This is a genomic window from Pseudomonas sp. B12(2026) (assembly GCF_057767015.1).
On record NZ_CM173430.1, the window covers coordinates 3,573,546 to 3,595,432 of the forward strand.

The 21,887-nt window shown below is 66.3% G+C and carries 17 protein-coding genes; 5 read left to right on the forward strand and 12 right to left on the reverse strand.

Going from position 1 to position 21,887, the window contains the following annotated elements; translation table 11 throughout:
• Nucleotides 1-128: 128 nt before the first annotated feature.
• Together AC3B6A_RS16575 and AC3B6A_RS16580 are read right to left on the reverse strand one after the other, a co-directional pair.
• Nucleotides 129-998, reverse strand: coding sequence for a phosphate/phosphite/phosphonate ABC transporter substrate-binding protein (locus AC3B6A_RS16575; protein ID WP_488398301.1), 870 nt, complete (start codon nucleotides 996-998; stop codon nucleotides 129-131).
• Nucleotides 986-3,313, reverse strand: coding sequence for a putative bifunctional diguanylate cyclase/phosphodiesterase (locus AC3B6A_RS16580; protein ID WP_488398302.1), 2,328 nt, complete (start codon nucleotides 3,311-3,313; stop codon nucleotides 986-988). The genes AC3B6A_RS16575 and AC3B6A_RS16580 overlap by 13 nt, the downstream gene beginning before the upstream one ends.
• 208 nt (nucleotides 3,314-3,521) lie before the next feature.
• Between AC3B6A_RS16580 and AC3B6A_RS16585 the strand changes: the two genes are divergently transcribed.
• Nucleotides 3,522-4,211, forward strand: coding sequence for a GNAT family N-acetyltransferase (locus tag AC3B6A_RS16585; protein ID WP_488398303.1), 690 nt, complete (start codon nucleotides 3,522-3,524; stop codon nucleotides 4,209-4,211).
• A 221-nt stretch (nucleotides 4,212-4,432) separates the two neighbouring features.
• Here the strand turns inward: AC3B6A_RS16585 and yfiB are convergent, their stop codons facing one another.
• The 8 genes from yfiB to AC3B6A_RS16625 all read right to left on the reverse strand — a co-directional run bounded on the left by yfiB (nucleotide 4,433) and on the right by AC3B6A_RS16625 (nucleotide 14,578).
• Nucleotides 4,433-4,921: an outer membrane lipoprotein YfiB gene (gene yfiB / locus AC3B6A_RS16590; protein WP_488403620.1), complete on the reverse strand. Its 489-nt coding sequence runs from the start codon at nucleotides 4,919-4,921 to the stop codon at nucleotides 4,433-4,435.
• 12 nt (nucleotides 4,922-4,933) lie between these two features.
• Nucleotides 4,934-6,211, reverse strand: a complete 1,278-nt coding sequence (gene dgcN, locus AC3B6A_RS16595) for a diguanylate cyclase DgcN/YfiN (protein WP_488398304.1) — start codon at nucleotides 6,209-6,211, stop codon at nucleotides 4,934-4,936.
• Nucleotides 6,208-6,768 (reverse strand): regulatory sequestration protein YfiR, encoded by a 561-nt coding sequence (yfiR, locus tag AC3B6A_RS16600; protein WP_488398305.1) that lies wholly within the window; start codon nucleotides 6,766-6,768, stop codon nucleotides 6,208-6,210. Before yfiR ends, dgcN begins: the two co-directional genes overlap by 4 nt.
• A gap of 474 nt (nucleotides 6,769-7,242) precedes the next feature.
• The gene (pgaD, locus tag AC3B6A_RS16605; RefSeq protein WP_488398306.1) at nucleotides 7,243-7,695 is read right to left on the reverse strand and encodes a poly-beta-1,6-N-acetyl-D-glucosamine biosynthesis protein PgaD; all 453 of its coding nucleotides are present in this window, start codon (nucleotides 7,693-7,695) and stop codon (nucleotides 7,243-7,245) included.
• Nucleotides 7,692-9,023: a poly-beta-1,6-N-acetyl-D-glucosamine synthase gene (pgaC, locus tag AC3B6A_RS16610; RefSeq protein ID WP_488398307.1), complete on the reverse strand. Its 1,332-nt coding sequence runs from the start codon at nucleotides 9,021-9,023 to the stop codon at nucleotides 7,692-7,694. The genes pgaD and pgaC overlap by 4 nt, the downstream gene beginning before the upstream one ends.
• Nucleotides 9,020-11,023 carry a poly-beta-1,6-N-acetyl-D-glucosamine N-deacetylase PgaB gene (pgaB, locus tag AC3B6A_RS16615; protein WP_488398308.1) on the reverse strand — a complete coding sequence of 668 codons (2,004 nt, stop codon included), beginning with the start codon at nucleotides 11,021-11,023 and terminating at the stop codon, nucleotides 9,020-9,022. The genes pgaC and pgaB overlap by 4 nt, the downstream gene beginning before the upstream one ends.
• 11 nt (nucleotides 11,024-11,034) lie before the next feature.
• Complete coding sequence (gene pgaA, locus AC3B6A_RS16620; RefSeq protein ID WP_488398309.1) at nucleotides 11,035-13,518, reverse strand: poly-beta-1,6 N-acetyl-D-glucosamine export porin PgaA; 2,484 nt, start codon at nucleotides 13,516-13,518, stop codon at nucleotides 11,035-11,037.
• 505 nt (nucleotides 13,519-14,023) lie between these two features.
• Nucleotides 14,024-14,578, reverse strand: a complete 555-nt coding sequence (locus AC3B6A_RS16625; RefSeq protein ID WP_488398310.1) for a helix-turn-helix transcriptional regulator — start codon at nucleotides 14,576-14,578, stop codon at nucleotides 14,024-14,026.
• Between the two features lie 129 nt (nucleotides 14,579-14,707).
• Here AC3B6A_RS16625 and AC3B6A_RS16630 point away from each other — a divergent pair, with 129 nt between their 5' ends.
• The gene (locus AC3B6A_RS16630; protein WP_488398311.1) at nucleotides 14,708-16,054 is read left to right on the forward strand and encodes an MFS transporter; all 1,347 of its coding nucleotides are present in this window, start codon (nucleotides 14,708-14,710) and stop codon (nucleotides 16,052-16,054) included.
• Nucleotides 16,055-16,165: 111 nt separating this feature from the next.
• Here the strand turns inward: AC3B6A_RS16630 and AC3B6A_RS16635 are convergent, their stop codons facing one another.
• The gene (locus AC3B6A_RS16635) at nucleotides 16,166-17,065 is read right to left on the reverse strand and encodes a LysR family transcriptional regulator (RefSeq protein ID WP_488398312.1); all 900 of its coding nucleotides are present in this window, start codon (nucleotides 17,063-17,065) and stop codon (nucleotides 16,166-16,168) included.
• 105 nt (nucleotides 17,066-17,170) lie between these two features.
• Between AC3B6A_RS16635 and AC3B6A_RS16640 the strand changes: the two genes are divergently transcribed.
• Nucleotides 17,171-18,145 (forward strand): DMT family transporter, encoded by a 975-nt coding sequence (locus tag AC3B6A_RS16640; RefSeq protein ID WP_488398313.1) that lies wholly within the window; start codon nucleotides 17,171-17,173, stop codon nucleotides 18,143-18,145.
• Nucleotides 18,146-18,935: 790 nt separating this feature from the next.
• Nucleotides 18,936-19,442 carry a hypothetical protein gene (locus AC3B6A_RS16645; RefSeq protein ID WP_488398314.1) on the forward strand — a complete coding sequence of 169 codons (507 nt, stop codon included), beginning with the start codon at nucleotides 18,936-18,938 and terminating at the stop codon, nucleotides 19,440-19,442.
• A gap of 466 nt (nucleotides 19,443-19,908) precedes the next feature.
• On the opposite strand, the gene AC3B6A_RS16650 is transcribed toward AC3B6A_RS16645, so the two are convergent.
• Nucleotides 19,909-20,451 (reverse strand): flavin reductase family protein, encoded by a 543-nt coding sequence (locus AC3B6A_RS16650; RefSeq protein ID WP_488398315.1) that lies wholly within the window; start codon nucleotides 20,449-20,451, stop codon nucleotides 19,909-19,911.
• Between the two features lie 445 nt (nucleotides 20,452-20,896).
• Here AC3B6A_RS16650 and AC3B6A_RS16655 point away from each other — a divergent pair, with 445 nt between their 5' ends.
• Nucleotides 20,897-21,850, forward strand: a complete 954-nt coding sequence (locus tag AC3B6A_RS16655) for a TAXI family TRAP transporter solute-binding subunit (protein ID WP_488398316.1) — start codon at nucleotides 20,897-20,899, stop codon at nucleotides 21,848-21,850.
• Nucleotides 21,851-21,887: the final 37 nt, after the last annotated feature.

A 21,887-nucleotide genomic window follows, 5' to 3' on the forward strand; every position in this document is an offset into this window, starting at 1 on the left:
GAGTGGCCTGAATGTCCGACTAGGAGCGGACGTTACAACATGGACTTTCAGCCTGGGGCGTCGACCTCGGAATCAGCCAGGTCGCCGGCTACCGGAGTCCGGCAATCACCCTTCCCCGCTTCGAGGAATCAAGGCTCCGACCTGCCCTGCATGATGCGCAGCAGCGGAGCGTATTCGGCGTGACTCACCGGATCGACGCCGGACGCGCCCTGGGAGGCGAAGAACGCGGCCAACGCTTGCTGGTCCTCCAGCATGGCCTTGCGGATACGCGCCTTGAACCCGCGGCACAGGCTGCTGCTGAACACATAGGGGTCGTAATAGATGGGCTCCGAGCGCCACAGCACCTTGAAGGTATCGCGGCCGATGCGGCCGCTGTTGAGGTAGTCATCGGCGCGCACGCTGGCAACGAACGCCGCGTCGACCCGTTTTTCCAGCAACGCATCCAGCGCCTTGTCATGCGAGCCGGTGTACACCAGCGAACCGAAGAACTGCGGCAGGGGCATGCCGATCCGGGTGGAGAACTCGGCGTTCGGGATGACGCTGCCGGAGGTGCTGGCCGGGTCGCTCAGTGCGACGCGCTTGCCCCGTAGCGCCTCGATGCCGGGAGCGTCGCTGCGGACCAGCAGCAATGACTGGTAGTGGTGCCCGGCCGGAGTGAAATATCCCTTGCTGATGGTCAGGCTGGCGAACGGCTCGATGTGCGGGTCGCGCTGGTAGGCCAGTACATAGGACGCCGGCCCGAGGAAGGCGATGTCCACGCCGCCGGAAACGATGGCGTCGACCACGCTCTCGTAGGACGCCTCCTGCACGATTTCCGCTGGAACCCCCACGGCGGCGCTCAACTGCTTCAGCAACGGCTGGTACTCGCGGATGAGCACGTCCATGTCCTTCTTCGGAATGATCCCGATGCGCAGGCTGTGCGGGGGGCACTGTGCCTGTACGGTGCCGGACGCGGCCAGGAGCAGCGCGACAGTAGCCAGGAGGTTCAGGACTCGCATGCGGTCTCCAGGGAATTGACGAAGTGGGGGTACTCGCGCAGCTGCTGCGCCGTCAGCGGCCGGCTGAAGTAATAGCCCTGGGCAACCTCGCAGCCGGCAAGGCGCAGGCTCACCAGTTGCTCGCGTGTTTCCACCCCTTCCGCCACGACCTCCAGCCCCAGGCGTTTGGCGAGGATGATGGTGGACGAGACGATGGGGCTGTCGTCATGGCTGTTGGCAAGCTGGGCGATCAGCGAACGGTCGATCTTGAGCCGGCGAATGGGCAGCGACTGCAAGTGGGAGAAGCCGGCGTAGCCCTGGCCGAAGTCGTCGAGGCTGATGCTGATGCCGGCGTCGCGCAGCCGCGAGAGATGCTCGATGGCCAGCCCCTCGTCGTTCAGCACGGAGGTCTCGGTGATCTCCAGTTCCAGGCCCTGCGGCTCGATCCGCTGACGTCGCAGTTCGTTCAGCAGGCGCTCGCTGAAATCGACCTGGCAGAGTTGCAGTGGCGACACGTTCACCGCCAGCCAGGCCCGCACGCCCTGCGCCTGCCAGCGCGCCAGTTCCTCGCAGGCCAGGCGCAGCACCTCCCAGCCGAGGTCGACGATGAAGCCGCTGCGCTCGGCGAGGAAAATGAACTTGTCCGGATAGAGCAGACCGAACTCCGGATGGTGCCAGCGCACCAGGGCCTCGTAGCCCGCCACCCGCATCGACTCGAGGCGTATCTGCGGCTGGTAGTGCAGCACGAACTGCCGCTCCTTCAACGCCTGGTCGAAGGCCTGCTCCAGGATGAATTCCTCGATGTCCATCGTATTCAGGGAGGGGTCGAAGAAACGGTACTGCCCACGCCCGGCCTGCTTGGCCGAGTACATGGCGCCATCGGCGCAGCGGATCAGCTCGTCCACGTTCTGGCCATCGCGCGGGCAGATGCTGACGCCGATGCTCGGGCTGGTGTTGAGCTCGTGCTCGTCCAACGAGTAGGTCGCCGAGAGCTTCCCGACCAGCTCGCGTACCCAGGTTTCGATCTGCTCTTCGCTGCGTTCACCGGCGAGCAACACCACGAATTCGTCGCCACCGAAGCGCGCCGCTTCGTCGCCCGGCTCCAGGGCCCGGCTGATGCGCCCGGCCACCGCCTGCAGCAACAGGTCACCGACCTTGTGGCCGAGTGAATCGTTGATCGACTTGAAGCGGTCCATGTCGATGAACAGCACCGCCGTCAGGCGGCGCTTGCCGCGCTGGCCGGCCAGCGCCCGGGCGGCCACCTCGAGGAACTGGCGACGGTTGTGAAGACCGCTGAGGTGGTCGGTGGCCGCCGCATGGCTGCTGCGCTGGTGCTCCTCTTCGAGACGCAGGATCAGCCCCTGGTTCAATTGCTGGGCCTGCTCCAGCGCCCTGAAGGCGCCGCGCTGCTTGCCCAGTACGTGCCAGATCCACGACAGGCCGACCAGCATCAGCAGCGTCATGCTCAGGTTCAGCCAGGACTGGCGGCTGGAGGCGCGCTGCGATACGGCCAGGATTTCATCCTCGTGCTGACTGACCGCCACACTGAAACCACGCTGGGGGACGCGCCGGTACAGGCTCTGGAACTCGCCACTCGCGGCGCGCTGGCTGAGACTCCCCGCCAGCTCGGCGCTGTCCGGCAGGGTCGGGCGGAGTACCTCGCCCGCCACCACCACGCCGCTGCTGTTGATGCGCAGGCGCTCGTTGCCGCCGCCGTCGAGCAGGCAGACAAGGCCGCTGTTTCCCAGCTCGATGTGCTGGAACAGCGCCGCGAGATAGCCGACATCGAGCTGGACCAGCAGGATGCTGTCCAGCCTGCCCGTCGCCTGGTCGATCAGCGGCAGGAGGAATGGCAGGCGCCAGGTCGGCTGCGCGGACTCCACCGCGCCGGGCACCAGACGCGGCAGGAGCGGAGTGGGGCCATGGCGCTGGATGTGCTCGTCCAGCTCGCGCAGCCACGGGGCGGGCAGCTGCGCCAGCTCATCGCCATGGCTGGCCGCGAGCATCCGGCCGTCGATGCCGTACAGGCTGATCCGCTTGAGCACCGGGTCCTCGGCCAGCATCCGCGCCAGGCCGTGGCCGCCCTGCCCCGGGTTGCGCAGATCGCCCTGCGCGACCCGGCCGATGGCCTGGACGCGGTCCACCAGCTCGCTGAAGGTTTCCGCGGTGATGGTCGCCAGGTTGAGATGCTCGGCCGCCTTGGCGGCGAGCGCCTCCTGCCGGGATGTCGCTTTCTGCTGGAAGTACATCCCCCACAGGAACATGAGGGTGATTGCACACAGCAGGAACAACAGCAGGAGCAGAAAACCGTGAGAGGAAAATATCCGGCGGATCACTGCGTTAATCTCAGCCGCAAATGATGGCAAATTAGTATCGCCGCATGACGATCCCGTGACCCTTTGCCCAGGTGCCTGTTTTCTTCAGCCTCAATGAACGAGGCGCTGCAGTTGGGCCTCTGCCGGCGGCCCCGGACGGCCGGGAGCGGGCGTTATAATGGCGTCCGCGCCGATTCCCCGGATCGGGCACGCCCGGAGCCAGCTTCAGATGTTCACCCTTGTAAACCTGGACACACCACCGCCCGAATCCCTGAAGAGTCAGGTTCTGCAAATGGTGGTGGACTACTTCAGCGACATCAGCCCGGTGCCGCTGACGCCCAGCAATCCGCTCTACCAGCTGTACCAGTACGTGATTGGCTACGAGGTGCACCTGTACCTGCAGGCCATGGACAGCGCTTCGGACAGCACCGCACGCCTGATCCTGGCCCTGGATGATGACGATCCCTCCCGGGTGCTGGGTTTTGCCCTGTACCTGCCGAGCCAGGACGATGCCGAGGCCTGCACCCTGGCCTACCTGGCCGTCAGCGCCAGCCACCGCCGCCGCGGGATCGCCCGGGCCTTGTTGCAGAGGATGGTCGAGCATCGGCCCCACGCCGAGCTGGCCTGCGCGGCGGGCAAGGTGCCGGCCTTCGAGTCGATGGGCTTCCGGGTACTGGCGGCGCAGGGACCGCACGTGCTGCTGAACACCCGCGATCACCGCTCGAACGGCCTGGTGGCGGTGCAGGACCTGGCCCCGATCTACCAATCCAAGGAAGTGCGGCAGATTCACGCCTACCTTGTGCAGCAACACGGCAGGAAGGCCATGCGCGAGGCCGAGAACAAACGCGACCGCCTGCTCGACCAGATGGCCTACCAGGCGCAGGCATTGGTGAAAGAGCGTTTCCCTACGCTTCACTGATGGCCAAGGGGAACAGATTTCCTTTTCCTGCTCTGAACGTCTGATTTCGGCCCGGGAGCGGAACTCCGCAACCAGGGCGGATCACGCGTCACCGAGCCATCATCGAACCTCCACACGGGCGCCGATGGTGGAAGTAAAAATCGACTTCCACCCTACTGCTGGCAGAGATCGACCAGCAGCGGACGTCGGAAAGGGAAAATGACTCCGCGCCGCCCTCCTCCTCAGTCAACCGGCACGATCATGGCAACCCGGCGGTTCTCCATGCGCCCGGCGGCACTGCTGTTGTCCGCTACCGGGTGGTCCATGCCCCGACCGACCACCTTCAGCTGGGTCGCGGGCATGCCGATGCCGATCAGCACGTCCGCCACCGATTGCGCGCGGCGTACCGAGAGCTGCTGGTTGTAGTCCCGGTCGCCCTGATTATCGGTGTGCCCTTCCAGGTACATCCGATCGATCCCCACTTGCAGCAGCGTCCGGCCGATCCGCTCGATATTGGCGCGGCCGGTGGGATTGATGGTGTCGAGGTTGTTGTCGAACAGCACCTTGCTGGAGAGCCCCAGCACCCAGCCCTCATCGCCGGGCACGAACCCCTGGTCACGCAGCACGGCGACCTGCTCGGCCGTCAGGCCGCTCGGTGGTGTCGTCTGGCAACCGCTCAGCAGGCCGCTGATCAGCAGGCTGGCCAACGCCAGGCGCAAGGACTGTTTCATCTGAATCACGGGCTATCTCCTGATTTTCCTGAATATGGGACTGCGCCGGGTCCGGGCCAATCCCCAGCGGCTACGCCCGCCGCGCTTGGCCTCGTACATGGCTTCATCGGCGCTCTGCAGCAGTTCCGAAGGGCTGCTGCCGTGCTGGGGATAGAACGCCACCCCGACGCTCAACGAGGTCTGCACTTCACTGCCGCCCGGCAACCCGATGGGCATGGACATGCTGGCGAGGATGGCCTCGGCCACGCCCAGTGCCGCCTGGTTGTCGGACAGCGGCGCCAGCAGCACGGCGAACTCGTCACCGCCCAGGCGGGCCACCAGGTCGCTGTCGCGCAATTGCCCGCGGATGCGCTCGGCTATGGCCACCAGCACGGCATCGCCAGCGGCATGGCCGAACTCGTCATTGATCGACTTGAAACGGTCGGAATCGATGAACAACACCGCCGCCTGCCCGCCCTGCTCTTCCAGTTCGAGCAGGGTGCGGCTCAGGCGGCCTTCGAAGAAGGCGCGGTTGGGCAGGCGGGTCAGGCTGTCGTGATTGGCCTGATGCTCCAGGGAAGCGTTCTCCCGCTCCAGGTGCGACTGCCAGGAGGCCAACTCGTCAAGCAAGGCATTGAAGTCGGCGCCCAGTTCGTCCAGCTCGACGATGTGTGCCGGAGGTACGCGCAGGGAGAACTGGCGGTCGCGGCGCACCGCGTGGGCGACCTGCAGCAGGCGGTCGAGCGGCTTGACGATGCGGCTGACCATGCGCCGCGATACGTAGAAGGCGCCGAGGGCGATCAACAACAGGCAGCCGAGCATGCCGCCGAGGCCGGCCAGCAGGAAGCTCATCACGCGGCCGCCGGCGCCGCTCAAGCGCACTTCGCCAACCACCTGCCCATCATGAACGATGGGCTGCGCCACCTCGAAGTCCAGCCCCCAGTGCCCGATATAACGATGCAAGGCGTCGTTGCCGTGATCGTGCACCCAGCTCGCCACCACGAGCCCCTGCGAATCGACGACGGAACAGCGGCTGACATCCTCGGTGGACGCGATCACGCGCAGGGCTTCCTCGGTAGCCACCCTGTCGCCGAACACCACGGCCGCTTCCACCGTGTACGCCATCGAGCGGCCGATCAACTGCAGGTTGTACTCGGCATAGGCGCGTAGCGTCAGCAGGCCGACCACGCTGACGGCCAGGCCCACCAGGCACACCGATGCCAGGGCCACGCCCATGTGCGCGCGATACAGCAGGCGGCCCAGGGTACGGCGCCGTGACGTCTGCTGCGCGCTCTGCCGCGGAGGGATCATGGCCTGCCCCTTCGCCGCCCGAGGCTGAGCACATTGGGATGCACCCGCACACCGCTGCGCGCCACGGAGTCGAGGTTGATGGCGAACGACGGCGGCCGGCTCTCGAAGGTCAGGCAGAACATGCTGCCGACGCTGCAGTCGGGATTGTCCTCGTCGATGGACAGCACCGGGCGGCCGGCCAGACGCTCGAACACCCGGTTGCGTTCCTCGGCATCCAGGGCCCCCAGATAGACCACGTTGCAGGCATCGCTCAGGCGTGGATCGCCCGGGGCAAGTTGCTGCACCTGGATGCGCCGGCCATTGGCCTGATGCGGATCGTCCGCCTGCAACAGGCCGTCGGCATGGCGAGCCGCGCCCAGCACGCAGAACGAGAGCACCTTCGGCTCTTCCGGCCAGCGCACGTAACTGAGGATGCCCAGCAGCATCTGTCGTACGGCCAGGTCCATCTCATCGGAGGCAGCCGCAGAGGCCTTGCACAACGGCATCAGCAGAATCCAGAACAAAAGCACGCAATAAGGCAGGTTGGAGCGACGAGTCACCAGGAGGGTCAACGGCAAGAGAACTGCTCCGGATGGAAGCACGTGCTGGATGCAGGGGACTGGGGGCTGAAGTTGGCGGGTTCGCGTGAGCGCCCTGCGCCTGTCGCGCGCCCCCTCCGAAGACGGGAAGCCTCTTTCGCCACCCCGGCGAGCCGACCGGCATGGGAGCCAGGCTCATCGCCAGACCGACAAGCGCTGAGGCGTTCAGGCATCGGTCCTCTGCGCCAGTAATGCCTGCAACCATAGAATGAAGCCCCCACACGCCACGGCGTGGAAGGGACTGCGCGTGGCTCACAGGCGCGGAGTATCGCGACATCCGCCCCGCCGAACCTTTGCCAGGCAGGACGAAAGCTTTGCCGCGCGGGGCGCCGGGGAGACTTTCCGACGGCTGACCGGCCGCCCGCGACCGCCCCGCCGCCGCGACGGGGGAGCTCCGCCCCGCCGCGAAACCCGCGGCCGGGCGATATCCGCGAAGCGGCCCGTTACCGACCTTCAGGCCTCGCTGGGTTCGCCCTCTTCCTCGAGGACATGGTCCTCGACCCAGATCAGGTCGCCGACTTCGTCGTTGTGCAGGATCAATACCTGCTGGGCGCGCAGGCGCTGGTAGGTTTCCGAGGTGACCCGGAAGCTCTGCAACAGGCTTCGCGTGGCAATGTCCGGCACACGTTCGCGCCGCTCGTAGCGCCGGGCGCGGATTTCGTTGTATTTGGCCCAGCCCAGCAGCACCAGCCCGATCAGCACGGCGCACAGCGCATAGGCCGTCAGCGTGCCGAAGGTGTTCACCATGTGCGCCATGAAGTCCATCTGCGGCCCGCCGCGGCTCACCTCGGCCATGGCCTTCAGGCCACGCGCCAGCAGATAGAGGAAGACCGCCCAGGCGCACAGGGTGAGCAGCGTGTCGATGGTCCGGTGCAGCCAGTGCTGCGGGGTCTTGATCAGGCTCATGCGGAAGGATTCCTCTTGATCCCGCGGTCCGGGCTGGTCCAGCGCGCGCGTTGCTGTCGCACCTTGAGCATGACCTTGGGGAAACTCACCAGGGTGGTCAGCAGGGTCACCAGCCAGAAGGCAAACGGGTACCAGATGACCCAGAACAGGGACCAGACCAGCCCCTTCTCGTAGCGCCGCTCGACCAGCAGGCTCAGGCCGAACTGCATCAGGCAGACCGCCGCCAGCAGCATGCCGGTGAAGGCCGGCGGCACAATGCTGGCCACGCGCAGCTCCGGCGGCAGGTCGACCAGGCAACCCAGCCCCCAGAGCAGGATGGTCAGGGCAAAGGTGAAGGCCCAGGTCGCCGACAGGCAGAACTCGATCAGCAGCGGCCACATGTAGCGCAGGCGCCAGCGCCAGATGGTGCGGATGTTCTTCAGCAGCACCTCGGCGCCGCCCTGGGCCCAGCGCAGCCGCTGCTTCCACAGCCCGCGCAGGGTTTCGGGCATGAGGATCCAGCAGAGGCCGCGCGGTTCGTAGAAGATCGACCAGTGATCCAGCTGCAGCTTCCAGCTGATGTCGATGTCCTCGGTGATCATGTCCGGGCTCCAGAAGCCGACCCGGTGGAGCGCGCTGCGGCGGAACGCGGCGACCACGCCGGACACGGTGAAGACCCGGCCATAGACGCGCTGGGTGCGCTTGATCAGGCCGATGATCGAGGAGAACTCGCCGACCTGTACGCGGCCGATCAGGGTCGAGCGCGTGCGGATGCGCGGGTTGCCGGTAACCGCGCCGACCCGCGGGTTGTCGATCAGCGGCGCCACCAGGTAGGCGACGGCGTCCGGATCGAGCAGCGCATCGCCGTCGATGCACACCAGGTATTCGCTGTGCGCCGCGAGCGCGCCCATGCGCAGGGCGATGGCCTTGCCCTGGTTCTGCGCCAGGTGCAGCACCCGCAGACGCGGATGTTCCGCGGCCAGCTGGTTGAGCACTTCGGCGGTGTCGTCCCTGGAGCCATCGTTGATGGCGATCACCTCGATATTCCCGTAGTGCTGCGCAAGCGCCGCGCCTATGGTGTCGCGGGCGTTCGGGCCCTCGTTGAAACAGGGGATGAGGATGCTCACCAGGGGGTTGCCCCGGAGCGCCGGCACCGCTTCGCGCCAGGGCCAGTGCCGTTCCCAGTGCAGCCAGAAGTAGGTGCCGCCGGACATCCACAGCGCCGACATGAACAGCGGGTAGAAGAACACGAAATTCAGCAGCAGTTCGCCCGTGACGACCAGGGCCATACCGAGGGGAGCGCCCAGTATCACCACCAGGATCAGCAGGGCTACGAGACGATCAGTCATAGTTTCGGATACCAGGAGGATGAGAAGGCCGGACGGGTGATTTCGAGGCGTGGCTGATCGTTGAAGAAATCGTCCGGGTAGTAGCCGTAGTGGCGGACGCCGTTCCACTGCAGGCGCTTCGCCCAGCCGGCCAGCCGTTGCGCGTCGATCGGTGCTTCGTGGCCAGGGCGCCAGTCACGCGCCTGCAGTTCGAACACGCTTCGCTCCAGGGCGCCGGGGCGCCTGGCCACCTCCCGCACCAGCTGATCGAGCCAGGCGTTGGAATGCTCGAAGTCCACGCCCTCCATCAGCGGCATGGCCATCGGCGCGGTCCAGTCGTAGGTGGCGAGGAAGTCGTCGAGGTTCTGCGCGAACCAGGTCTCGGCCCGGGGATCGAGGATCGGCAGGGCGAAGATGTTGCGCGCGGTCTGCACCTGCGGCCCGCGGATGGCGCGTACCTTGGCGGTCAGCTCGCGGGTGAAGTCGATCAGGTAGCGGCTCTTGTAGCGGGTCCAGCGCTGCAGGGTCTGCTCGTCGCCGCGCAGGGTGCGCAGGTCGCCGGGCAACCCGGCCTGGCGGTAGGCCGCCAGCGCGCCGGGACCGGCGTCCTCGAAGTCGGAGAGCAGCGCATCGTCGTGGAACAGGAGGCCCTGGAAGCTGGCGTGCCGGGCCAGGTCCTCATAGATCTCACCGATCTGCTGGCGGACCCCGGGGTCGAAGGGCGACAGGCGCCGGTACTGATCCGGGTTCACCGCCACGGCGCCGGTCTCCGGATTCCACGCCTGCACGCGCGGCAAGCGGTCGTCCAGCTCGAAGGCCAGCACCGGCATCCAGGCGTAGACCTTCGCCCCGGCGCGGGTGCGCAGCTGCCAGGCGACGCGGTTGAACAGGTCGGCGCGCATCGGCAGGTGGCGGTTGGGGAAGTACAGCTGGCGGATGTTGCCATCGCCCTTCGGATCGGCGAAGGCCTGCAGGAACACGGTGTTGACGCCCAGGTCGGCGATGCGCTGCACCAGCCGGCCGACGTTGGCGTCGGTACGCGCCGGGTCGGGATCGTAGACGTAGTCCAGGTCGACGTGGGCGACCCGCATCGGGCCGTGTTCCTGCACACCGTTGATGTCGGAGGCGAAGGCGCGGATTTCCGGATCGCCGTTGACCAGGTAGCGCGGCACGCTCATCAGGTCGTCGACGCGGCCGATGCCGTCGTCGAGGGTCAGCGCCAGGCTGTAGCCATGCTCGCCGGCGATCCGCAGGGTGCTGCCGCCCGCCGCGCCGTAGGGCCAGACCCACACGCGCGGCGCCTTGCCGGTGATGCCCTGGAGCGTGGCGCTGATCAGGCCGATGTCCTTGCCCATGCGCTGGTTGAGCTCGGCGTCGGTCTCGTAGCGTTGCTCCCTGGGCAGGTACAGGCGATTCGCCGCCGCCGGCAGGGTGTTGCCCTGGGGGTTGGCCTGCAGGCCGAGGTGCGAGGCATAGGTATGCGCGCCGATCTCCACCAGGTCGGACTGCGCCACTTCACGCAGCTGGTCCTCGGTGAGGAAGCGCTGGCGCGGGCTGGGCAGGCCGCCGAAGTCCACCGGCTGGTTCTGCGGAGTCTTCAGCCAGACGCCCACCGGCGCCATGATCGCCGGCCAGTCGTAGGCCTTGAGTACCGGCAGCACGCGGGTATGGAAGCTGCTGTAGCCGTCATCGAAGCTCAGCAGCAGCGGCTTTTCCGGCAACGGCGCACGGCCTTCGTGGGCGGCGAGCACCTGGTCCACCGATACCGCGTGGTAGCCCTGCTCGCGGAGCCAGGCCAGCTGGTCGATCAGGTGCGCGGTGCGGGTGGTGATGTAGGCCTGGTTGGCATCGTCGTCCTCGACGTCGTGATAGGCCAGGCTCAGCAGTTGGCCGGACGGCCACGGCGACTCGCTGACGGAGACCGGGCGGTCGTTGGGCGCCACGAAGGGCGGCGCCTCGGCGGCGCAGCCGGCCAGCAGCACGGCCAGGCAGAGGCATAGGGTGCGGAAGAAGGCGCTCATCTCGGGTGCCCTTAGAAGCGGTAGTTGATGTCGAGCATCAGGCGGTAGTCCATTTCGCGGTCGCCGTCGTAGGGACGGCTCATGGCCGTGAGGTTCACGCCGCCGTCGAAGCGGTCGTCGAACTTCAGGCGCTGTCCGTAGCCGACCAGCGCGATCGGGTCGGTGCCGTAGTCCTGCTGGGTGTAGGTGCCGACGCCGAACTGCGCCTGCTGGCTCCAGACGGTCTGGTAGCTGCGGTAGAGGATGTGTTCCAGGTCCAGGGTCGGCAGCACGCCGAGGTCGCGCTTGGGGTTGTAGTAGGGAACGTCGTCCGACTTGCTGTTGTGGCTGGCGTCCACCTCCAGCCCGATGTCGGCCTTCAGGTAGGGCTGGTTGTAGACCTGCTGCCTGCCGCTCAGCAGCAGGCTCATGCGCTGGTTGCCGTCGCTGAAGTGTTGCGGCGTGACGGCAAGCCTCGCCTCGCGGGTCTCGTCCTGGCGCCACGCCAGCCAGGCGCTGCCGGCGTTGGAGCGGATGCCGCTGTTGAGTGCGCGCAGGGGCGTCTCGCGCGACAGGTATTCCGCGCTCCAGCCGTACTGCCAGTGGTCGTCGATCTCGTGGGTGCCGGAAAGCCGCGCGCCGGGCTTGTCGCCGTCGCCATAGTCGTTGTGCGACAGCTCGCCTTCGACGGTGTTGCCACGCGCGCGCCACTCCACGCCCGCGCGCTGGTAGCGGTAATGGCCGGTGCCTTCGAGGAAGTCGCCGGTGGCATAGCCGGCGCCGCCGAAGACCCGCCAGTTGTCGTCGATCGGCGGGCTGTAGAGCACGCTGTCGATGCCGAAGTCGCGGTCTCCGACCGCCTCGCCGCCCCCATTGCTGTGGCCGGTGTAGGCGCTGACGCGCAGCTCGGACATGTGCTGCACCCTGCGCAGCTTGTCCAGGCGCTGGGCCGGCAGCTGTTCGGGGAAACGGCGGATGACATCGTCGGCCAGCAGGTCGGCCTGACGCCATTCCTGAAGCGCCAGGGCGACATGGCCCTGCTGCACTTCCAGCCCGGCTTCACGCGGGCCGAGGGACTCGGCGCCCTTCAGCACGTCCTCGGCACGGCGCGGCCAGCCGCGCGCCAGGTAGACGCCGGCCAGCCCGGTGCTCAGCCCAGCGTTGGCCGGTGCCGCGTGGGCCATCTCCTCGTGGGCCTGCTGGGCCTGGTCCAACTGGTCACGGAACAGGTAGCCGCTGGCCTGCAGCGTCTTCGCATCCAGGCGGTTCTGGTTGGGCTCCCCGGCAGCGGCGCCCTGGGAATAGACCAGCACCGGCTGCTGGGCCACCAGCTGATCGGCCATCGGCTGGATCTGCTCCAGCTGCTCGCTTTCCACCAGGGCATAGAACAGTCCCTGGTTGTCCTCCATCCACTCCGGGTCCTTCGGCGAGTCGCTGGCCAGCACCTTGCGGTACAGCTCGGCGGCGGTCTCCGGTTGCCGCAGGTACAGGTAGGCGCCGGCGACCCAGCGCTCGGCGTAAGCCGGCAGTTCGATCTGCTCACGACGCAGCTGTTCGTACTCGTCGACCACCTGCTGCATGCGCATGCGCGCATGCAGCGCACCGAGACGATCGATGCGCACGCGATTGCGCTCGGCCACGGCGTCCGGCTGGGCCGCCCACTCGCCCATGAGCTCATCGGAGCGGGCGATGGCGCGGTCGGCGATGACGAAACGCTCGGCCTCGCGGCGCGCCGGCAGCTGGGCAAAGCGCACCTGGCGCGCCAGGGCGTCGGCCTGCAGGCGACGGACCTGGCTCCCGCCGATCAGCGCCGGCTGGGTCGAACCCATGCGCAGCGCCGCTTCCGGCAGGTGCGCGCCTTCCAGGGCGCCCAGGTACTCGCGCTGCACGTAGGCCCGCTGCGGGGCGAGGTCGTGCGCCTTGTCCAGCTCGAAGAGCGCCGCATAGGGCTGGCCGGCCCGGGCATGGACATACGCCAGCGCGATGTGCGCATCGGCGTCCTGCGGCAGGTCGCGCACCAGCGCCTGGCCACGGCGCAGGGCCTGGTCGCGCTGCCCGGCGTCGGCCAGGGTCATCACCTCCCCCACGCGCAAAGCAGCATGCTGCGGCGCACGGGCCAGGCCATCTCGGTAGACGGCCAGGGCGTCCGGCCAACGCCTGAGATTGCGGTAGGTGCGCGCCACCACGGCCTGGGAGTCGGCGCTCAGCGCGGTCGAGCCACGATGGGCTTCGTAGACCTGCACGACCTCGCGGTCACGCCCGGCCCACCCGGCAATGGCGATATGGTCGTTGAGGTAACGCGGCGTGGCCGGCTGGCGCGCCAGGTAGTCCAGGGCCGGCGCGTAGTCGCCAGCGCGCGCCTTGATCACCAGTGCGTCATAGCCGTCCGCCGCCTGGGCCCAAGGGCTGCACAGCAGCAGTCCCGCCACCACGGCGCCACGAGCACGCGCAGGGAGCGCCTGGGAACGTACCGGCCGGATGGCCGGCACACCGGGAAAATCGTCGAGGCTTCGCATAGAAGTGATCTGGTCAACGTGAAAGGACGGGGGCGGCGGAGTCGCGATGCAGCGCGCGGGACGGGCTTATCGCCCGACCGGGCCGAAGGTTCGGACACGCCGGCACAAATGACGCGGCGACGCCCCGGCCCCGGCCGCCCACATCGACACGGCCAGTGAGGGATGGCCGGCGGCAAGCACGAGACCCCATGGGGGCAAATTGCAGAGCGGAACGGACAAAACGACGGAAGAACATGAGTGACGCCCTGTGGCGCTGAATCTCCTACTGGGCCGCCCATTATTCATTTTGAGACACAGTTCACTTTTGCTTCGGCGCCTGATTCTTTTGCTTGGCGCCCCAGGGCCTCCCGCAGTTGTAACCGTTTGCGAGTCCGACAGGTTTGCGCGATGGCGCAGCGGCAGCCTGTGGCACGGCTCCGCTTGACTGCTTTGTGCACGGTTTTTTCGTGGCGCAGCGGGTTGCGCCCAAGCCCTGCGATCCGCCAGTACACGCGGCAACCAATGGCTAGCTGACGATCCACCGGATCAGTTCGGGGGTGGAGTTCACTGCGTACTTGCGCAGCAGGCTGGCGCGGTGGATGTCCACGGTGCGCGGGCTGATGCCGAGGTTCTTCGCGGCTTCCTTGCTGGTCAGGCCGTCCACCAGCAGCGCGGCGACGTCGCGCTCGCGGGCGGTCAGGCTGACCCGCTCGCCAGACCCTGCGCCTTCCACATCGGTGAACACCCAGGCCGCCAGCTCGTAGGGGTTCCGCTCGTTGAAGCCATAGCCGCGCACCGTCACCCAGAAATGCGTGCCGTCCAGGCGGCGCATGAGGCGGTCGTCGTGGAAGTCGGCATGCCGCGACAGCAGCGGGGCGAAATGCTCCGCCGCCGATTCGAAATCCCGGCGCCCGGGATACAGCACGGCGAACGACGCGCCGACCAGTTGCGCCTCGGTGGCCCGAAACATCTTCAGCGCCCGCGCATTGCAGCGCTGGATCACCCGCTCGCGGGCAACGATCACCGCCACCGGCAGATGATGGAGCAGGCATTCGGGCTTCAGGCAATCGGCCTCGGACATACGCGTGTGGTTCCACCGATTACCTAGGTAATCGGGGAATCTGGCCCCCCTTCGATCGCGTACTTAAGATCATACCGACGCCTTTGCTGCCCTTCTTATTCAATAACGACAAACCAGGAGAGCGACGCGATGAGTGAATCGTTCAATGTATCGCCGGCGACACTGCGCAAGGTCATCGCGGCGGCCGCCGTGGGCAATTTCGTCGAATGGTTCGACTTCGCGGTCTACGGATTCCTCGCGACGATCATCGCCCGGCAATTCTTCTCCAGCTCAGACCCCAGTGTCGCCCTGCTGCAGACCTTCGCCGTGTTCGCGGTAGCCTTTGCCTTGCGCCCGCTGGGCGGGGTCTTCTTCGGTGCGCTGGGCGACCGCCTGGGACGCAAGCGCGTGCTGTCGGTCACCGTGCTGATGATGGCCGGCGCGACCACGACCATCGGCCTGCTGCCGACCTACGCCGGCATCGGCCTGATGGCGCCGGTGCTGCTCACCCTGACCCGTTGCGTGCAAGGCTTCTCGGCCGGCGGCGAATACGCCGGGGCCTGCGCCTATGTGATGGAGCACGCGCCCAACCACAAGCGTGGCTGGTACGGCAGCTTCATTCCGGTGTCGACCTTCTCGGCCTTTGCCAGCGCCGCCGTGATCGCCTATGTGCTGGAAGCCAGCCTGTCGGCCGAGGCCATGGCCGCCTGGGGCTGGCGCGTCCCCTTCCTGGTGGCGGCGCCGCTGGGGCTGGTCGGGCTGTACCTGCGCTGGAAAATGGAAGAGACCCCGGCCTTCCGCCAGGCCATGGCCGAGGACAAGGATCACGGCCATTCGCCGCTGCGCGAAACCCTGCGCCAGCAGAAGGGCATGATCCTGCGGCTGGGCGCGTTCATCTCGCTGACGGCGCTGTCGTTCTACATGTTCACCACCTACTTCGCCACCTACCTGCAGGTGGTGGGGCAGTTGAGCCGGGCGCAGTCGCTGCTGGTCTCGACGCTGGCTTTGCTGTTCGCCGCCGCTGCCTGCCCGGCGGCGGGGGCCTTCTCGGACCGGTTCGGCCGGCGCAGGAGCGTGGCCACGGCCTGCCTGTGGGTGATCGTGATGGTGTTCCCGGCTTACTGGCTGGCCAGCTCCGGGCACATGGCGGCGGCCATTCTCGGGGTGGTCCTGCTGGCGGTGGGCGCGGTGCTGTCGGGTGTGGTCACCGCCGCGCTGCTGTCCGAGGTGTTCCCGACCCGCACCCGCTACACCGCTTCGGCGATCACCTACAACATCGCCTATACGATCTTCGGCGGCACCGCGCCGCTGGTCGCCACCTGGCTGATCGGCCAGACCGGCAGCAGCCTGGCGCCGGCCTTCTACCTGGTGGTGATCGCCTTGCTGGCGCTGGTCGGCGGCCTGGCGTTACCGGAGACTTCGCGGATTTCCCTGCATGACGAACTGCCGCCCGGCCAGCCGAACGCAAGCCGCTGGAGCGATGCGGAGCACGCCTGATACGGCCACCGGCAATCAGCGGGCGGACGCTCTCAATGCGTCGGGCGTTTTGCCCGTCCAGTCATGGAAGGCCCGAAAGAACGAGTTCGGATCCTCACGCCCCCAGCCTGTCTAGCGCGGCGTAGTCCCTTCTTTCATCAGATAGGTCACCAATTGCCCCGCGTGGGAAGAAAGGGCATCCCAACTGGGCACGCAGATGCGCAGTTCGCGAGTGGCCCAGGCGTCTTCCAGGGGCACCACCGACACCGGCAACTCCTGCGCCAGCCGTGTGGCTGCCGCCTCCGGCAGCATGGCCACACCGACCCGCTGAGCAACCAGCTGGGCGATGGCATCGAAGCTGGGAGCACGCACGCGCACCTTCAAGGGCAGCGCATTGCGCACGGCCATCGCCTCGACAAAGCGCTTCATGGCGCGCTCGGCAGGCAGGCAGACGAAGGGAAAGCTCAGCGCATCGCGCAGGCTGGGAAGGTGCCGGCTGGCCAGCGGGTGATCCTGCGGCACCAGCAGGACCAGCTTGTCATTGCGGAACGGCAGCGACAGCAGGCCGGCGGTGGGCAGGTTGCCGTCGTAGACGCCGACGTCTATCTCCCCCTCCTGCACGGCACGCAGCACGTCCTTGCTGTTCTGTTCGATCAGTTGCAGGTCCACTTCCGGGTAGTCCGCCAGGAAGGGGCCCAGCGCGGTGGGCAGGAAGGTGCTGTTGGCCACGGTCGAGGCGGCCAGGCGCAAGGTGATGCGCCGCTCTCCATTGAGCTGCTGCAGGGTGTCCTTGAGCTGCCGCGCCTCTTTCAGCACGCGTTGGCTGGCCTCCAGCACCAGGCGGCCCGCCGGGGTCAGGGTCATGCCGTCGCTGTGCCTCGCGAATAACGAGAGCCCGCAGCGCTCCTCGAACAGCCGCAGGCGATTGCTCGCCGCCGATACGGCCACGGGAACCGATGCCGCCGCTTTGCTCAAACTGCCGGTGCTGGCGATGGCCGCGATCAGACGCAGGTCGGCGAGATCAAAGTGCATGAAGCATTCTCCAAATGTGAAAGCCATGTTCGCCAATTTGAGATTCTAGCAACACCGCCTTCTCCCTAGAATAAAGCCTTCTCCTGCCTTCGCCCCCAGGCCGCCATGAGCATTCCGACCTCCCTCTACCAGCGCAGCCTGCGCAACGGCGTGTTGTTCGCCGTGCTGTCCGCCACCGGCTTCAGCCTCAAGGCGGTCTTCGTGAAACTGTCCTATGCCGTCGCGCCGGTGGATGCGGTGACGGTATTGGCCATCCGCATGGGCCTGGCGCTTCCGCTGTTTCTCTGGCTGGTCTGGTTCAGCAAGGGTGCGGGACAGGTCCGGCTTTCCCTGGCCGATGGCTTGCGCATCCTGCTGCTCGGGTTGTTCGGTTACTACCTGTCCAGCCTGTTCGACTTCTACGGCCTGCAGTACATCAGCGCCGGGCTGGAGCGGCTGATCCTGTTCACCTACCCGACGCTGGTGCTGTTCCTGCAGATGGCCGTGACCCGCGAGCGCCCCAGCTCCCGCACCCTGGCCGCCATGGGCCTGTGCTACCTCGGCCTGGGCATCGCGCTGGTACATGACATCAAGGTCGAGGGCAGCGATGGGCAGATCATGCTGGGCGCCCTCTGGGTATTCGCCAGCGCCGTGACCTACGCCTTGTACTACATGGGCACGGCGGCGGTGGTACGGCGCGTCGGCTCGATGCGCCTGGCCGGGCTGGCCGGCGGAGCCTCGTCGGTGATGGTGCTGGTCCACTACGGTGTGACCGGCGACGTGCAGCAACTGGCGACGTTGCCGAGCGCGGTGTGGATCTATGGTGCGCTGATGGCGCTGATCTCCACCGTGCTGCCGATCTACTGGATGGCGCTGGCCATCCAACGCATGGGCGCTACCCACGCGGCAGCGTTTGGCAACCTGGGCCCGGTGCTGACCGTCTTCGCCTCGTGGGCGCTGCTGAACGAAGCGATCTCGCCGTACCAGCTGGCGGGACTGGCTCTGGTGCTCTTCGGCGTATCCCGACTGTCCACCGCCAAGGTCGCTCAATCGTCGGGCGCGCCGAAACTGCAATCGCAGGACCGCCAGACCACGAACTGATTGCGCCTTTACGGTAGTGCTCCTTCAAGGCTCGCTCGCCGGTCGAAGGGCACGGGCCGTCCGTTTCATCCTTTCATCTCGCATCGGGAGATGGCTCCCGCCATGGTCGAACGACTTTTTACCTACGGGGCCTGGGGCCGGGCCGCCCCAATGAACAGGTGCTGTCGAGGATCGGCGGCGCCTGGACCAGCGCCCACCTCAAGGGTGAACTGGTCCAGGCCGGTTGGGGCGCGGGCATGGGTTTTCCCGGGCTGGTCCCGGCGAGATCATCCATGGGCATGTCTTCCAGTCCGAGCATCTGACCGACCACTGGAACGCGCTGGACGAATTCGAAGGCAGTGAGTATCAGCGATATGCTGGCCACCGTGACCTTGGCCGATGGGCAGCGGTCGGCCAAGAATGGTCAGTCGCCACCGGCCGCTCGAAGGTCATGCTTTACTCCCACTCGCCCCTGCGCTTGAAAATCGGCGCTGACATGGAGATCAGATGGACCTCATCTCAGAATTCATATTCAACCTATTGGCGCATCGCATAGGCGTCAGCGTACTGGGCTTTCTGAGCGGTGGCCGGTTCAAGGGTGAGAGCGGCTTTGCCTGGGGCTGGGCAGTAGCTACCGGCAGCCTGATTCTGTTTGCTCCCTTCGTAGCATGCATCGCGTGGCTCGTTCATAGCAGCAGGTAGGGTGGATCACGCTTCACCGATCCGCCATCGAACCTCCATATGGATGCCTGATTCGACACAGGCCAAAGGTTAGACTGACCACTCAAATGGACTTCTGCCCTAGATAACTATGAGTAAGCACACCGAACACTCTTCCTACCGCGAAAAGCTGGTAGAACACCTCTTCGTCGGCGAGCTACTGAAAGAGTCTTGGCGCCTGGATCGGTGTGATTTGGAAATAGCCAAACCCGAGGTCGACAACGCCGGCTATGACGTCATCCTTGAAGCACACGGCGTAATTCGCCACGTGCAGCTCAAAGCGTCGTTCATTGGCTCCAGTACCGCCAAGCAGAACCTGCATGTTCGCCTCGGCGATAAGCCATCAGGATGCGTGGTCTGGATTTATTTCGACGAACAAACCCTGGCCTTGGGGCCATTCCTGTACTTCGGCGGCGAACCTGGAAAGCCCCTTCCCAGCTTGGAGGCTGCAAAGGTGGCCAAGCACACAAAGGCCAACCGGGCCGGCCAAAAGGGTGAGCGCCCAAATATCCGTGAAATCCGGCGCGGTGAGTTCTCATCCTTTGCGGCCCTAGGCGGGATTTATGCTGCTCTCTTTGGCGAGGCGCCAGCAGCATGAATTGCAGGGACCTCGGCGTGATACTCAAGAGCTGTTAGCCCCCCGGCTCTTGTGGACATTCGATGATCACTTCTAGCAAGCAGGGTGGATCACGCTTCACCATCGAACCTCCACACGGGTGCCGATGGTAGAAGTAAAAAGCGACTTCCCCCTGCCGCTAGCCATCTGCTTCGGGTCGGTTTCTGCCGGTCACGTCCGGCGAAGATCAACCGATACCGCACCTATCCCTTGGATCGACCGCAGTTTTTTATCGCCTGGGCCAGAATGGCTGCGTCTGCTCCATCATTCCGCGATCACCGACCGAAGCAAGGCACTGAAACTGAAAGCGCCCTCCCCCCAAGGGCATCGAGACCAAGGGGCAGCTGCAAGTGCTGGAGAGCGAATCGTGCCAAGAGGTGCAGGACCACCCGTTCAGCCAACCGATCGAACGCCCGGCGCTGGAGGGCCTGTTAGCGCACGCCCCGGGCTAGACGCCGGGCGGTAGTTTCGAGCGCATCGCCTGGCGGCGGTCGAACCTCTCGCCATCCGCCACGAAGGTGCCGTCACCTACCGCGTGAAGGGTGCGGCGCTCCTCGCGCTGGCTGTCGATGTATGCCGCGATGCCTTCGAGGACCACGATGTTGTGCTGCTCGACCAGATCGACCACCCGGCACTCGATGTTCGCCAGGCATTCGCCGATCAGCGGGGCCGCGCCCTTCCGGCCCGGCAGGGCGGTCAGTCCGAAACGGGCGAACTTGTCGGTGTCGGCGCCGGAGCAGGTCCCCACGCCGACCACGATGTCGAGCAGGTCCGCGCCGGGGATGGCGATGACGCACTCGCGGGTTTTCTCCAGCGCGGCGTAGGAATGGTTCCAGGGCCCGGTGGTGAAGGCGAAGCGTGGGGTGAAGTCGACCACCATGGTCCAGGACAAGGTCATGATGTTGTGCCGGCCACCGTCGCTGGTGGTGACCAGGACGACCGGGCCGGGCTCCAGCAGGGTGAAGGCCTTCTCCAGCTTCAGCATTTTCATGATGGGTGCTCCTCGTCGGGCATCGCAGCGAAGACTGTCGGCAACGTGGCATTTCTTTCCGCTACTCGCAGGCGCGGGATGGGTAGCGTCGGCGCTTTCCTATCGCCTCCCAATAAGACCCCACGCCCCGTCGCCGCCACCATGCCAGGGGAATGGACAACGCTTCATTGCCCCACGGCAAGTAAGCCTTGTTGGTCGTGATCATGACACGACAGCACTTCCAGGGACTGCGCGGAGCCGTGCTGTCGTGCGCGTCGTCGAGCCCACGGTGGAGCTGCGGTTTCACCCTGGCACGGCAGATCTTCAACGAGACCGTGCTGAACAAACCCCGAGCTTCAACGCCGTCGCGGCCTCTTAGACTTTCGGATAAAAAACGGGCAGGCCCGGCACAGGCGTTCTAGGGTTAACCTTTCAGGCACAAGAACAAGAACCTGGAGACCGAGACATGATCCGACGTACCCGCCTGGCGCTGGCCGGCGCCGCCTTCCTTGCCGTCTGCGCCACCGCCCAGGCTGCCCCCACCTTCATCAACATCCTCACTGGCGGCACCAGCGGGGTGTACTACCCGGTGGGCGTTGGCCTGTCGCAGATCTACAGCCACGGCATCGAAGGCAGCAAGACTTCGGTACAGGCCACCAAGGCCTCGGTGGAAAACCTCAACCTGCTGCAGGCCGGCCGTGGCGAACTGGCCTTCGCCCTCGGCGATTCGGTGTCCGATGCCTGGAAGGGCGAGGCGGATGCCGGCTTCAAGACGCCGCTGAAGAAGCTGCGCGCCATCGCCGGCACCTACCCGAACTACATCCAGATCGTCGCAAGCAAGGAATCGGGGATCACGTCCCTGGCGGACCTGAAGGGCAAGCGCATCTCCGTCGGCGCGCCCAAGTCCGGCACCGAGCTGAACGCCCGCGCCATCTTCAAGGCCGCCGGGCTGAGCTACGAGGACATGGGCAAGGTCGAGTACCTGCCCTTCGCCGAATCGGTGGAGCTGATCAAGAACCGCCAGCTCGACGCCACCCTGCAGTCCTCGGGCCTGGGCCAGGCATCGATCCGCGACCTCGCCTCGACCATGCCGGTGAGCTTCGTGGCGATCCCCGCCGAGGTGGTGGCGAAGATCGGCAACAACGCCTACCTGCCGGCGACCATCCCGGCCAAGACCTATGACGGCCAGGACGCCGACGTGCCCACCGCGGCCATCGTCAACATCCTGGTGACCCGCGAGGATGTCAGCGATGAGTTGGCCTACCAGATGACCAAGCAGCTGTTCGACAACCTGCCGCGCCTGGTAACCGCCCATGCGGCGGCCAAGGACATCAGCCTGGACAAGGCGGCGAAGAGCCTGCCGATTCCCCTGCACCCCGGCGCCGAGCGCTTCTACAAGGAAAAAGGTCTGCTTCCCTGAGCCATGGGCCGGCCCCGCGCCCCGGGGCCGGCCACCG